The sequence below is a fragment of the Streptococcus sp. 2342 genome (genome assembly GCF_013276795.1).
In the GTDB taxonomy this organism is placed as follows: Bacteria; Bacillota; Bacilli; order Lactobacillales; family Streptococcaceae; genus Streptococcus.
Window position 1 is genome coordinate 118,899 of record NZ_VMLR01000003.1, and the last position, 15,471, is coordinate 134,369.

The following is a 15,471-nucleotide window of genomic DNA, read 5'->3' on the forward strand; positions in this document are numbered from 1 at the left end:
ACGAATGTTTTGTTTAAAAATTGTAGAATAGTTCCTTTTAGGTATCAAAGTTATCTGCTTTTCAAAATAAAAAGATTTTATCCAAATTCATTTCCGAATTTCAGGTTTTAATACAATATAATAAAATGCAGAAAATCAAAATATTTTCCTGATTTTAAAGTTAAAAAATTCATAATTTTGGTTATAAAAACGAACAAATTGTGAAAATTGTCTGAAAATGTTTTTTTTTTTTGCGAATTTGATAAGCATTTAGCTTGCATATATATCACTTATCATGTACAATGAAGAAGTAAAGTATCATATGCAAAACCTCGCCCATGGCGAGGAATCTTTGCATGTAGATATGGACATAAAAAAATATTTTTAAGGAGAACACAATAAGTGGAGAAGAAATCGCCTATGAGTCGTGTTGAACGCTTGCACCGTGAAAAGGTCACACGTTACTCAATCCGTAAATATAGTTTTGGAGCAGCCAGCGTAGCAGTTGCTGCCCTGTTCATGTTCTTCGGAAATGGAGCTGTATCAGCTAATGAGCTAAGCAAACAAGAGACATCTCTAGCAGCTCCAGGGCTAGCCTCTGAACATGAGGGACCACAAGAAGCAGACAGTGCTTCGGTAGTAGCGCCAGCCCTTGATGCCCCATCAACTCCAGCAGCACAACCAGTTGTAGAAGAACCAGCAAAACCAGCTGCACCAGAAGTAATAACTCCAGCTTTGGACAAAAAGCAACTTGAAAACTACATTTCAGAAGTTAAATCAAAACTTTCTGCAGGTACGTATGCTAATAAAACAAAGGAGAGCCTTGCTCTTTTGAATGGGGAATTGGCTTCTGCTGAGTCTACACTCGCTTCTGCAACTACTCAAGATGAATTGAACGTAGCTTACAGAAACCTTCTCAATACAGTAAACTCAAAATTAACAAGCAAACCAAAAGGTTCAAAATCAGCTCCGAAAGTAGACACTACTAACGGACAACCAACTGTAGGTAAAAAAGCAGAAAACACAGAACCAAAAGCTGGTACTAACTCAATCGAAAACACCGGTTCAAAAGACGAACGCAACGGTAAAGCGATGGATAAAGAGAATGCGTTTAGAGCTGAGACGACTGAGACTAAAGGCGACATTAGCTATACTCTGGAATATTCAAATCAATCTAAAAAAGAAATCTACTTATACAATGAAGAAAATGCGGATGTTAGTATTTCTGTAAATTCAACCGCTGGAAATATTGTAAAAGCCTATGTTAAGGGAGGAAGCGGTCAGTATTTAGATAAACGAGATATACATTCGGATCCTAAACCAGAGGAAACAGATGGTTGGGGTTGGACTTATCACTCTGTTTTAACACCAGCTCAAGGACCGGTAACAGTTCGAGTAACAGGGAAACCAAATGATAAGTTCAAAGAACTTTCTGCATATACAAAACAAGAAAACCAAGATGCTGGATTAGGTGCTAGGTTTATGCAAATTTATGATGCAGCAGGAGGAAAGATTGAAGCAGGAGCAGGTACAAACGGAGAGGGTTATTTCAGACTAGTTGTTAAATCTCAAACATACAAATACAGCATTCAACAACCAGAAAATAACGCTAATAAAATTGCTGTTTCAGATATTAACAACTTAACGGAAAATGATATTCAGAAAATTAAAGACCAAATCAAGATTGGATATTCTACAACTAGCCAAGATGCTAGACTAGAATCTAAAAAAGGTACAACTTTAGATAATAGAGCTGAAGTTGTTGAAAACATTGAAGTAAATGGACAAAATATTGTTGTAACCTATAAAGATGGTTCAGTAGACACTACTCCAGTTGCAGATGTGGCACGTACGGATCTGGATCCTGTAGTGGAGTTCCCGTTCTCTGATGAACCTAAACGAGAAATTTATGTGTACGGAGCAGAAGAAAACTCATTCGACATCAAAATTAAAGACGATGCGGATAAGATTAAAAGTGCGACTTTATTACAATGGGGAAGTAATCCGTTTAAACCTGTAGCAGGTGAAACAGATAAAGTCAATACACAATATGGATATACAGCTAATGTTATTTCTTCTGAAACAACAGCCACAGAAGCTAAGCCAGCAGTTATTACATACTCAGGTACCCCAGCTCCAGAAGGGTCATTTACACAAGCTAAATTAGAGGCTGCAACCAAAGGAGAGAACCCTCCAGGCGTAGCTTTAGGATGGCGTTACTTAAAAGTAGTCGATTCTGAAGGAAAAGAATTTGTAGGGTCTGGAAAAGAAACTGCTAATAACATGTCACTTAGAGTTATGCTTAAACCTCAAACTCAAAAATACGACATTCAAACACCAGCAGAAGCTGATAAAGTAGCAGTGGATAATGCATCGGAAGTAACTGAAGCAGAATTTAATAAAATCAAAGAAAAGCTTAAGATTGAGTACTCTAAAAACAATATGGATGCTCGTCTAGCTGATAAAAAAGGTCAAGCTGTAGAAAATCAAGCAGACCGTATCGCAAGCATTAAAAAAGTTGATAACAATCTAGTTGTAACCTATAAAGATGGTTCAACAGATACTAGACCATTGACTGATTTTGCACGTACAAACAATGCTCCAGAAGTGAAAATTCCTTACTCTGTAGACGGTAAAAAAGATGTTTACGTGTATGCGAACGAAGATTTTGAAATTCCTGTTAAGTTTACAGATGATAATGGAAAAGTAGCTTCAGCGACAATAAAACGTGGCGGAAATGTTGAACAACCAGCTAAAGACGCAGCAAACCCTAACGTTTTAGATAACGAATATGAATCAACAGTAGAAAAAATCTCTACAGAAACAACAGCAACAGAGGCAAATCCTGCAGTTGTTCATATTAAAGGAAATTATTCTAAAGCAACACCAGGATTAGCTGCTAATAAATTCCCAACGGATGAAAATGGTGAGTTTCCAATCGTAACTCGTTATGCAACAGCAACAGATACAGATGGAAAAGATATTTCTAATACTGCGACTGGTTCTTCATATGCAACTGACCCAGGTTCATTCAGAATTGTCTTAAAAGCCCAAACAGCTAAATATGATGTTAAAGAATTAGACGACGCTAACAAAACTGTTGTAAGTAATACTGCAACATTGACTCCTGAAGACTTAGCAACTGTTAAAGAAAATCTTCAATTAGAATACTCTAAGAAAAATAAAGATAAGAACATCAATAAAGATGAAGCAGTTTCTCCAGACAACGTTAAGAAAGCAGTAGATACTGTAAAACAAGATGGAGATAACTTAGTAGTAACATATAAAGATGGTTCTAAAGATACTATTCCAGTAGATAAAGTTGCTAAATTAGATAAACAACCAGCAATCGATGCAGTTACTAACAAAGCAACAGATCAAATCGCAGCTATCAATGGTAATGATAACTTATCACAAGCTGAAAAAGATAAAGCCATTGCTGATGTAGAAAAAGATAAAGCAGCAGCGTTAGAAAAAATCGATGACGCTACTAATAGTACTGCGATAACAACAGCTCAAACAGATGGTACTGATGCTGTAGCAAAAGTAAATCCAATCGGTAAAGAAAAAGCTAAAGAAGAAATCGCTAAGTCTTTGGAAGCTAAGAAGGAGGCTATTGCGAACAATGATAGCTTAACACAAGCCGAGAAGGAAAAAGCTAAAAAAGATGCTGAAGACAAGGCAGCAGCAGCCCTTGCTGAAATCGAAAAACAACCAGCAACAGCAGAAACAGCAGCTGCGGCAACAGTAGCTCAAACTACTGTAAACGATAAGCAAGCTGAAGGAACCAAAGAAGTTGCTAAAATCAACCCAATCGGTAAACAAGCAGCATTAGACAAAATCGATGAAGCCTTAAAAGCTAAAGAAGCAGAAATGGATGCCCGCACTGACCTAACAGAGGAAGAAAAGGCAGAAGCTAAAGAACAAGCTAAACAATTTGCTGATGCTAAAAAAGCTGAAATTAAGGATAAAAATGATAATGCAGAAACGCCTGAAGCAGCTACACAAGAGCAAGGTGAAATCGATACAGCAGGCGATACTGGAAAAACACAGGTAGAGGGTGTTAAGAAACCTGCTGCTAAAAAACCAGAAGCTAAAACAGAGGTAGCAACTACAGCCGATGCTAAAAAGCAAGAGATTGAGCAAGATGGAGCATTGTCACCAGAAGCTAAGAAGAAACTTCAAGATGAGGTAGATGCTGTTAAGAAAGCTTCGGAAGAGGCAATCGATGGTGCTAAGAAAAATACCGATGTTGATAAAGCTAAGAAATCAGCAGAAGCAGCGATTAAAGCCATCAACTCTGCTCGTTTACCAGCGAACAAGGTAATTGCTAAAAATCCAACAGCTTTAGACGATAAAGAACAAGCAGAACTTAAAAAAGCGATTGAAGCGGTAAACCCTCCAGGGACAAAAGTAGAAGTAAATCCTAACGGAAGTGCCTTAGTAACCTTACCAGGAAAAACAGTAGCCGAACCATTAAAACAAGAAGATTTAACAAAAGATGTAAATGCTTTAGATACTGCAGGTGGTGGTAACAACATCAACCGTCCAACGGATAAAGTGATTGTTGGAAATCCTGAAAGTTTGACAGATGCAGATAAAGAAAACATCAAAAAAGCTGTTCGTGAAGTAAACCCTAATGCTGTTGTGACAATTGATGATAATGGTACAGTAACGGTTTCAACACCAGAAGGAAATACAGCAGGATTTACAGCCAAAGAATTGGTGCGTACTTTAGCTGATGCAGCAAATCCTGATTCAGGTAATGCAGGAGTTCGTAAGCCAGCAGATAAAAAAGTTGGACTAGCGACAGACCCGGCAGCACAAGCTGAAGTAACTGAAAAACTGAAAAAATTAAATGGTGGCGACGAAAAAGTTAAAGCTGTTAAATATGACACAGAAGGAAATGCAACAGTAGTTCTTAAAGATGGAACAATTGCGACAATTCCAGCAGGTGACTTATTCAAGACAGAAGAAGACGCTAAGAAAGCAAACGGTGGAGATGACATCAACAAACCGAATGCCCAAACAGTTGTAGAAGATATTGCAGCATTAAGCCCAGAAGAACGTACTAAAGTAAAAGACGTGATTAAGGCAAAAGTTGAAGCAGTAAACCCAGGTGCAGTTGTAGTAGTTGACGACCAAGGAAATGCAGTTGTAACAACACCAGAAGGTAAAACAGCAGTTATTGACGCAGATGATTTAATTAAAAAACCTAATGAAACATCAACTGCCAAAGCTGGTAACAACATCAACAACCCAGCGGACAGAGTACGTGTTGATAACAGTAAGCAATTAACAGACCCTGAACTTGCTAGAATTAAAGCAGCAGTTGAAGCAGTGAACCCAGATGCTACAGTAGTAGTCGATGACCAAGGAAATGCGACTGTAACAACTAAAGATGGTAAAACTGCGACAATTCCAGTGGCAGATTTAGTCAAATCAGATGCTGATAAAGACAATGTAACTGGTGGAAACCAAGTAAACACTCCAGCAGATAGAGTAGTGGTAGAAAATCCAGCTGCATTAACAGAAGATGATAAAAATGCAATTAAAGCTAAAATTCAAGCAGTAAACCCAGGTGCTGACGTAGTATTTGACGAAAAAGGAAATGCAACAGTAACAACACCAGCAGGAAAAACAGCAACAATTCCAGCAAGCGATTTAGTAAAACCTAAAGCTGACTTAGCTGATCCAGCGAAACAAGATGCTGTAAACAAACCAGCAGATAAAGTAGTAGTTGTTCCAGAATTAGAAGCAGCTGATAAAGATTTACCACAAGAAGCTAAAGACGCTATTAAAGCAGCAGTTGAAGCAGTAAATCCAGATTCTACTGTAGTAGTTGATGACAAAGGAAATGCAACAGTAACAACACCAGAAGGTAAAACTGTCGTTATTCCAAAAGCTGACTTAGTGAAGAAAGAAGCTGACAAAGAAACTGCTAAAGCAGGAAACAACATCAACAAACCAGCAGACAAAGTAGTTGCTAATAAAGATGCCTTAACTCCTGAAAATATCGCAGCAATCAAGGCTAAAGTTCAAGCAGTAAATCCAGATGCAACAGTAGTAGTAGACGACAAAGGAAACGCAACTGTAGTTACACCAGACGGACAAACAGCAACAATTCCAGTAACTGACTTAGTGAAATCTCCAGAAGAAGCTAAAGATGCTAAAGCAGGAAACAACGTAAACAAACCAGCTGATAAAGTATCTGCAAACAAAGATGCGTTAACTCCTGAAGACATCAAAGCAATCAAAGCTAAAGTAGAAGCAGTAAACCCAGATGCTAAAGTATTCGTTGACAACAAAGGAAATGCAACAGTATCTACTCCAGATGGTAAAACAGCAACAATCCCTGTTGAAGATCTTATCAAAGATACAACTCAACCAAATGCAGGAAACAAAGTAAACACTCCAGCAACTAAGGTTGTTGTAACAGATCCTGCTAATATCAAGGCTGATGAAGATAAGATTAGAGCAGAAATCCTTAAAGTGAATCCAGGTGCAACAGTTGTATTTGACGAAAAAGGAAACGCAACAGTAACAACGAAAGATGGAGCTGTGGCAACAATTCCAGCATCTGATTTAGCAAAAGATGCAGCTGACTTAAGGAACCCAGACAAGCAAGATGCAGTTAAGAAACCAGCAGATAAAACACTTGTTAAGAAAGCAGGTAAATTAACTCCAGCTGAAAAAGATGCAATCAAAGCAGAAATCGCTAAGGTAAATAGAGATCCGAAGACAACTATCGTAGTTGATGACGAAGGAAATGCAACAGTAACAACTCCAGAAGGAAAAACTGTAGTAATCGCCAAAGAAGACTTAGTGAAATCTCCACAAGAAGTTGATGGTGCAAAAGCAGGAAATAACATCAACAAGCCAGCGGATAAAGTAGCAGCAGCGGCGGCAGATTTAGTTGGACCGAATAAAGATGAAGTTAAAGCTAAAATCCAAAAAGCGGTTGAAGCAGTAAACCCAGGTGCTACTGTCTTTGTTGATGACCAAGGAAACGCAACAGTAACGACTCCAGAAGGAAACACAGCAACGATTTCTGTAGATGATTTATTGAAAGATCCAGCAGCTAAAGAAACTCCATCAGCAGGAAACAAAGTAAACACTCCAGCAGAAAGAACAGTAGTAGCAAATCCAGCTGAATTAACTGATGCTGAAAAAGCTAAGATTACTGCAGCGATTCAAGCGGTAAACCCTGAAGGGACTAAAGTCGTATTTGACGAAGCAGGAAACGCAACAGTAACAGTACCAAATCAAGACGGTACTACAGCTACAGCGACAATCCCTGTAAGTGACTTAGTGAAATCAAATGCTAAAGAAGACTTGGAAAATGCAGCGAAACAAGATGCGGTTAAGAAACCTATCGATCAAACAGTAGTTGCTGATAAAGATGCATTAACTAAAGCAGATTTAGACGCTATTAAAGCTAAGGTTCAAGAAGTTAACCCAGATGCAACTGTAGTAGTTGATGCAAAAGGAAACGCAACAGTAACAACACCAGCAGGAAAAACAGCAGTAATTCCAGCGGATGATTTAGTGAAAACTGATGATGAAGTATTAAGCGATCCAAAAGCAGGTAACGTTATTAACAAACCAGCAGATCGAGTGTTTGTTAAAGATGGACAAATCACGGATGATGTTAAAGCGAAAATCGCTGCTAAAGTTCAACGTATAAATCCAGGAGCAACAGTATTCGTAGATGACCAAGGAAATGCGACAGTAACAACACCAGAAGGTAAAACTGCAACAATTCCAGTAGCTGATTTAACGAAGACTGACGCTGATAAAGCTAAAGTGAATGCAGGAAATAAAATCAATTCACCAGCAGACAGAGTCTTAGTCAAAGACAGAGACAAATTGACAGCGGAAGATATTCAAGAAATTGAGAAAAACATTTTAGAAGTTAACCCAGGAGCAACAGTAGTATTTGACGCAAAAGGAAATGCGACTGTTAAGAATGCAAATGGAGACATCGCAACAATTCCTGTAGAAGCCTTAGCGAAACCAAAAGCAGATCTATTAAAACCTGAGAAACAAGATTTAATTAAGAAACCTGTTGATAAGGTATTAGTAACAGATCCAGCTAACGTGGATAAAGAAGCTATTAAGAAAGCTGTTGAGGAAGTGAACCCAGGTTCAACGGTTGTTGTTGATGACAATGGAAATGCAACGATAACTACAGAAGATGGTAGAAGCTTTGTAATTCCAGCAAAAGATTTAGTGAAAACTCCAGAAGAAGCTAAAAATGCAAAAGCTGGAAACAACATTAACAAACCAGCTGATAAAGTAGTAGTAGCTGATCCAACTAAACCATTATCTCCAGAAGAGAAAAAAGCGATTGAAGCTAAGATTAAAGAAGTAAATCCAGATGCAAAAGCGATCTTCGTAGATGATAAAGGAAATGCAACGGTAACTATAGAAGATAAAGATGGTAATACGGAAACAGCAACAATTCCAGCGGCAGATTTAGTAACAAGTCCAGAAGAAGCTAAACAACCAAATGCAGGAAACAAAGTTAACACACCAGCAGATAAAGTAGTTGTAAGCGATCCAGATCATTTATCAGCCGACGATAAAGCTAAGATTACAGAAGCAATCAAAGCGGTAAATCCAGAAGCTAAGGTGGCATTTGACGATAAAGGAAATGCAACGGTAACAACTAAAGATGGAGAAGTTGCAACAATTCCAGCGGCAGATTTAGTGAAAACTCCAGAAGAAGCAGCGAAACCAAATGCAGGAAACAATGTCAACACACCAGCTGATAAAGTAGCGGTTGATTCTTCTAAACCATTAACAGAAGATGATAAAAAAGCAATCGCAGCTAAAGTAGCAGAAGTTAACCCGGGTGCAACTGTAGCAGTAGACGACAAAGGAAACGCAACAGTAACAGTGAATGGTAAGACAGCGGTAATTCCAGCGGCTGCATTAACTAAGACAGCAGATTCAGCTAAAGAACCAAACGCAGGAAACGATGTAGTTAAACCAGCTGACAAGACAGTTGTAGAAGATCCAGAATCATTAACAAAAGATGAGCAAGATGCAATCGCAGCTAAAGTTAAATCTGTGAATCCAGAAGCTAAAACTGTAGTTGTTGATGACCAAGGAAATGCAACAGTAACAACTAAAGATGGTAAGACAGTGGTTATCCCAGCGAAAGATTTGGTGAAAACAGCAGCAGAAGCCGCTAAGCCAAACGCAGGAAACGATGTCAACACACCAGCAGATAAGACTGTAGTAGCAAATCCGAATGCTCTAACTCCAGAAGAGAAAAAAGCAATCGAAGAAAAAGTTAAAGCAGTAAATCCAGGTGCTGAAGTTGTAGTGGACAACAAAGGAAACGCAACAGTAACAGTAAATGGTAAGACAGCAGTCATTCCAGCTGCGGCATTAACTAAGACAGCAGATTCAGCCAAAGAGCCAAACGCAGGAAACGACGTAGTTAAACCAGCAGATAAGACTGTAGTAGCAAATCCAGAATCATTAACACAAGATGAGAAAGATGCAATTGCAGCTAAAGTTAAAGCAGTAAATCCAGATGCGACTGTAGTAGTAGACGACCAAGGAAATGCAACAGTTACACCTAAAGATGGAAAACCAGTTGTAATTCCAGCAGCGGACTTAACTAAATCAGCAGCAGACGCAGCTAAACCAAACGCAGGAAACGACGTAGTTAAACCAGCAGATAAAACTGTAGTAGCAAATCCGAATGCTCTAACTCCAAAAGAGAAAGAAGCAATCGAAGCTAAAGTTAAAGCAGTAAATCCAGGTGCTGAAGTTGTAGTGGACGACCAAGGCAACGCAACAGTAACAGTAAATGGTAAGACAGCGGTCATTCCAGCGGCAGACTTAACGAAGAATGCAGATGCGGAAAAAGCACCAAAAGCAGGAAATGACATTGTTAAACCAGCTTCTAAGACAAAAGTTGCAAATCCAGACTCATTAACAAAAGATGAGAAAGATGCAATTGCAGCTAAAGTAGCAGCCGTCAATCCAGGTTCAACTGTAGTCGTAGACGACCAAGGAAATGCGACAGTAACTCTTCCAAACGGAAATACAGCAGTTATCCCAGCATCAGATTTAACAAAATCTGAAAAAGATGTGAACGATGGAAAAGCTAAAGACAACGCAGTTACACCAGCCTCTAAGACAAAAGTAGCAAATCCAAATGCCTTAACTGAAGCTGAGAAGAAAACCATCGAAGACAAAGTTAAAGCAGCGAATCCAGACGCAACTGTAGTAGTTGACGATAAAGGAAATGCAACTGTAGTGAAAGATGGCAATGTTTCAGTTATCCCATCAACAGACTTAGTTAAAGTTGAAGATGATGCTACGAAACCAAATGGTGGTAACGATGCAAACACACCAGCAGCTAAGACTGTAGTAGCAGATTCAACTCAACTTACAGATGAAGAAAAAGCAGCTGTTAAGAAAGCTGTAGCAGCAGTCAATCCAGGATCAACTGTAGTCGTAGACGATAAAGGAAACGCAACAGTAACCAAAGGTGACGGAACAGTTCTTAACATCCCAGCTACAGACTTAGTAATCCCAGCAGAAAAATTTGCTGACGAAGCTAAGACTGCTAAAGTGAAAACACCAGCTATCCGTACATTAGTTGGAAATAAAGAAAACTTAACAAAAGACGAAAAAGACGCTGTTAAGAAATCAATTGAAGCAGTAAACCCAGGCGCAACTGTAGTCGTAGACGATAAAGGAAACGCAACAGTAACAATGCCAGACGGTTCTACAGCAACAATTTCTAAAGAACAACTAGTGAAGAATGCAGAAGAAGCGAAAGCTAAAAACGGTGGTAATAATCTTGATTTCGACTTGAGTAAAGTAGAGGTAGCAGACCTTGCTAATATTACTCCAGAAGAAAAAGCGAAATTCCAATACCAGGTTCTAGGTGCTATTACAGACGTTCCAGAATTTGATCTTGATGCCTTCTTGAAAGAAACAGACGATAATGGTAATACAGTTTACACATCTAAAGATGGTAAAGTGAAAATTACGATTGATAAAGATGGTAACGCAACAGCAACAGTCGAAAAAGATGGTAAGACAGAAGCAGCTGTTAAAATTGACAAAGATGGAAATGTAACAATCGTTACAAAAGAAGGTCAAGTATTAGCAATTCCAAGAGATGATGCATTCAAACAACGTCCTTATGTACCATCAAATAGTGGAGGTAATAACGGAGCTACTAACACTGCCGCAAAAGTGGATAAAGCTAAGTTAGAAGGTGCTATCCATCAATTAGATGAATTGTTCATCCAAGAATCGGCTAAGCTTGATGCAGAAACTGCAAAAGAAGCGAATGACTTATTAGCAGACGCTAAGAAAGTATTTGCTAATGCAGACGCAAGTCAAGCAGAAGTGGATGCAATGGTGAAACGTATCGAAGACTTTATGGCGAAAGTGGCTCCAGCAACTGACCCTACAAGCCCAGCTAAGGATCAAGCTGCTCAAACACCAGCTGTAGCTCCAGCTACTGCTCAAGCAGCAAATGCCAACCAAGCAGCAACAAACGCGCGTAAAGCAGCTAAAGAATTGCCAAATACAGGTACAGCAGATTCTACTGTAGCTATGGTAGCAGCTGCCGCAAGTGCATTACTTGGTCTTGCAGGCCGTCGTCGTAAAGAAGACGAAGAAGCTTAATTGGTAGATTGTTTGATACTTATCAGATGATAAATCCAATTTTCAAAGCTTAAACTCTTCGAAAATCAAATTCAAACCGCGTTAGCTTCGCCTTGCCGTACTCAAGTACAGTCTACGGCTAGCTTCCTATTTGCTCTTTGATTTTCATTGAGTATTAAACAAATACCTCTCATAAGAAAATCTCCTAGCAGGAAAGTCTGCTAGGAGATTTTTGCATTTCAGGAAGTGGACGGCTGGCTTGGTAACCAGCTAAGGGTAAAGGTTAACTGCTCAGCTTTTAGGAGATCTTGGTGTTGAATAGTTGATACTAGGTTTTTGTCCAGTCGGCATTCTTTGACAAAGTTGAAGTGGCTGTGGTTTTGCTCCGTATGAATATCTAGCCATTTATTTTCTTTAGCAAGGTAGATACGGAGATGGTCAAAGAGAGGGATTCCGAGATCATAGCTTGATTTTCCTGGACAGGTCGGATAAAATCCGAGAGCTGACCAGATGTACCAAGCAGAGAGACTACCATTGTCTTCATCGCCAGGATAGGATTGCCGGCTTGGATGAAAGGCTTTCTGACGGAGTGTCTTGATAAGAAGGGCAGTATAGTCAGGGTAGTTGCTGTAACGGAAGAGATAAGGAATGTGGAAGCTCGGCTGGTTGGAAATGGCGAGTTGCCCAAAAGGAGCAGTAGCCATTTCGCTCATTTCGTGAATTTCGTAACCATAGCCTGTTGTCTCAAAGAGGGGAGCATCTTGACAGGTTTTCAAAAGATAGTTGCTGAAGGCTTCTTTTCCACCCATAAGCTGGATTAAGTCTGGGATGTCGTGGAGGACGCCTAAAGTTGCTTGAATGGCAGAGCATTCGGCATAGTCGCGTCCCCAACTATAAGGAGAGAAGTCAGGGCGGAAGTTGCCTCGATTGTCTCGCGCTCTCATGTAACCTGTCTCAGCATCAAATAGATGGCGGTAATTTTGTGACGCAGTTCTATAAGTGTCCGCGATGTCATTCTGACCAAGTTTTTCGGCACAGCTGGCGATACAAAAGTCGCTATAGGCATAGTCAAGAGTGTGGCTGACGCTTTCGTGGTGGTCGGTAGAGAGGTAGCCCAGTTCTTGGTATTGGGCTAGTCCGTGGCGACCATTGATGCCTAGAGGGTCGGACTTGCTGGCTGTTTCAAGCATGGCTTGGAGGAGTTCTTCTTCTAGGTCAGGGGCCATGTCCTTGCAGGCGCTATCGGAGATAATACCGTCTAAAAGGGTACCTGGCATCATACCCCGTTCATCTGGGGCTAGCCATTTTGGAAGAAAACCAGTATCGCGGTAGTTATTGAGAAATCCTTCTAAAAAGAGACGATAATGCTCTGGTATGACAAGGGCAAAGAGGGGGAATGTGGTGCGGAAGGTATCCCAGAAGCCATTGTTGCTAAAGAGGATACCGGGCTTGACAGATCCAGTAGTCAGATCCTTGTGGATGACTTGCCCTGACTCATCAACCTCATAAAAAGTCTGAGGAAAGAGGAAGAGTCTGTAGAGACAGTGGTCAAAGAAGGTTCGATCAGCCTCTCCTGTCTCTATAATGTCAAAACGATGGAGGAGATTTTCCCAATCCACTTGGGCACTTGATTTACAGCTATCAAAATCTTCTTGAGGTAGATTGATTAGAGCTTGAGAAGGAGAGATGAAAGAAGTGGCTAGCTGAATCTCGGTCTGACTACTTGCTAAGTCAATTCGACAGTCTTCGCCTTCTTGGCTGATAGCAAGGATATCCGTATTCATTTGCAGGGCAGTGAACATAGTTAGTGGATTTTTGTTGGTTTCAGTTTTACCTTCTTGTCGCAGGGCAAGAGTTCGCTTATCTACTTGCTCCACGGTCAGTTCATATGCTGCGTGAAGATAGAGGGAGAGGGCTTTGCCTTGCTTTTGTTCCAAACGAATAGAAGCACCGTAGCAAGTCGGTGTGAGCTGGGTTTCAATCTGATAGCGCAGGGAGAAAATCTTCAGATAATGAGGTTTGAAATAGGCCTTATCTATGTCATAAGAAGACTGACGATGGAAGAGGCTGTCTCCACCCAGTTGGCCTGTGATAGGTGTCAGAAGGAGCCAAGAGTAGTCGCCAATCCAAGGGCTGGGCTGGTGGGTTAATCGAATCCCCTGAAAGATAGGCAGATGCGGATCGAAAAACCAAGATCCATCCTGGTCACTGGTCTGGGGTACAAAGTAATTCATCCCAAAAGGAACGCCTGTGTATGGCAGGGTATTTCCTCGAGAAAAGGCATGCTTGCTGGCAGTTCCAAATCGGGTATCGATGGTTTCAAGTAGTGGTTTCATAGTCTTTCCTTTAGCTGTTTTTCTACATTATATCAGAAAAAGAGGGCCTTTAGAAAAGGAGTTTCAAAGATAACTATTTTGTAGAAAAATGACTATCATTTGTGTATGTATTTTCTGTCTCAAAAGCTATATACTGAAAATGAAACTTGTTTGAAAGAGGATACTGCACGATGATTTATTCAAAAGAAATTGTTAGAGAATGGCTAGATGAAGTGGCAGAGCGGGCTAAGGACCATCCAGAGTGGGTGGATGTTTTCGAGCGTTGCTACACCGACACCTTGGACAATACGGTTGAAATCCTAGAAGATGGTTCAACCTTTGTCTTGACTGGGGATATTCCTGCCATGTGGCTTCGAGATTCGACAGCCCAACTCAGACCCTACCTGCATGTGGCTAAAAGAGATGCCCTCCTGCGTCAGACCATTGCAGGTTTGGTCAAGCGTCAGATGACCTTGGTACTCAAGGACCCTTATGCCAACTCCTTCAACATTGAGGAGAACTGGAAGGGACACCACGAGACTGACCACACAGACCTTAATGGCTGGATTTGGGAACGCAAGTACGAGGTGGACTCGCTTTGCTATCCTTTGCAGCTGGCCTATCTCCTCTGGAAAGAAACTGGTGAGACTAGTCAGTTCGATGAGATTTTTGTCGCAGCGACTAAGGAAATTCTCCATCTTTGGACGGTGGAACAAGACCACAAGAACTCTCCTTATCGTTTTGTCCGAGATACGGACCGCAAGGAAGACACCTTGGTAAATGATGGCTTTGGACCTGATTTTGCAGTGACAGGTATGACTTGGTCAGCCTTTCGTCCGAGTGATGATTGCTGTCAGTATAGTTACTTGATTCCGTCAAATATGTTTGCTGTAGTAGTCTTGGGTTATGTGCAAGAAATCTTTACAGCATTGAATCTAGCTGATAGCGAGAGTGTTATCACAGACGCTAAGCGTCTTCAGGATGAAATCCAAGAAGGAATTGAAAACTACGCCTACACCACCAACAGCAAGGGCGAAAAGATTTATGCCTTTGAAGTGGATGGTTTGGGAAATGCTAGCATCATGGATGATCCAAACGTACCAAGTCTGCTGGCTGCACCTTATCTGGGCTACTGCGATGTCAACGATGAGGTTTATCAAGCAACTCGTCGTACCATTCTGAGCCCTGAAAATCCCTACTTCTATCAAGGAGAATACGCTAGCGGTCTCGGAAGTTCTCATACCTTCTATCGCTATATCTGGCCAATAGCCCTTTCTATCCAAGGCTTGACAACAAGAGATAAGGCAGAGAAGAAATTCTTGCTAGATCAGCTGGTTGCTTGCGATGGGGGCACAGGTGTTATGCACGAAAGCTTCCACGTGGACGACCCAACTCTCTATTCTCGTGAATGGTTCTCTTGGGCCAACATGATGTTCTGTGAATTGGTCTTGGATTACTTGGATATTCGCTAAGGAGCGTGCTTTCGCTCAACCGATTCTTATCAGAATCACAAGTTTACATTTAAAACGTT

Annotated in this window: 3 protein-coding genes; 2 read left to right on the plus strand and 1 reads right to left on the minus strand. The window is 40.6% G+C overall.

The window, feature by feature from the left end:
• Positions 1-381 precede the first annotated feature (381 nt).
• On the plus strand, positions 382-11,646 hold the full coding sequence (locus tag HT689_RS03135) for a DUF1542 domain-containing protein (protein ID WP_173224969.1): 11,265 nt from the start codon (positions 382-384) through the stop codon (positions 11,644-11,646).
• A gap of 218 nt (positions 11,647-11,864) precedes the next feature.
• Here the strand turns inward: HT689_RS03135 and HT689_RS03140 are convergent, their stop codons facing one another.
• Positions 11,865-13,961: a GH92 family glycosyl hydrolase gene (locus HT689_RS03140; RefSeq protein WP_173224972.1), complete on the minus strand. Its 2,097-nt coding sequence runs from the start codon at positions 13,959-13,961 to the stop codon at positions 11,865-11,867.
• A 170-nt stretch (positions 13,962-14,131) separates the two neighbouring features.
• Between HT689_RS03140 and HT689_RS03145 the strand changes: the two genes are divergently transcribed.
• Entirely contained in the window at positions 14,132-15,412 is a 1,281-nt protein-coding gene (locus HT689_RS03145) for a glycoside hydrolase family 125 protein (RefSeq protein WP_173224975.1), read from the plus strand.
• The last annotated feature ends 59 nt before the right edge of the window (positions 15,413-15,471 follow it).

Coding starts and splice junctions, on each gene's coding strand:
- HT689_RS03140 (WP_173224972.1), bottom strand. CDS start 13,961: ATGAAACCACTACTTGAAACCATCGATACCCGATTTGGAACTGCCAGC.
- HT689_RS03145 (WP_173224975.1), top strand. CDS start 14,132: ATGATTTATTCAAAAGAAATTGTTAGAGAATGGCTAGATGAAGTGGCA.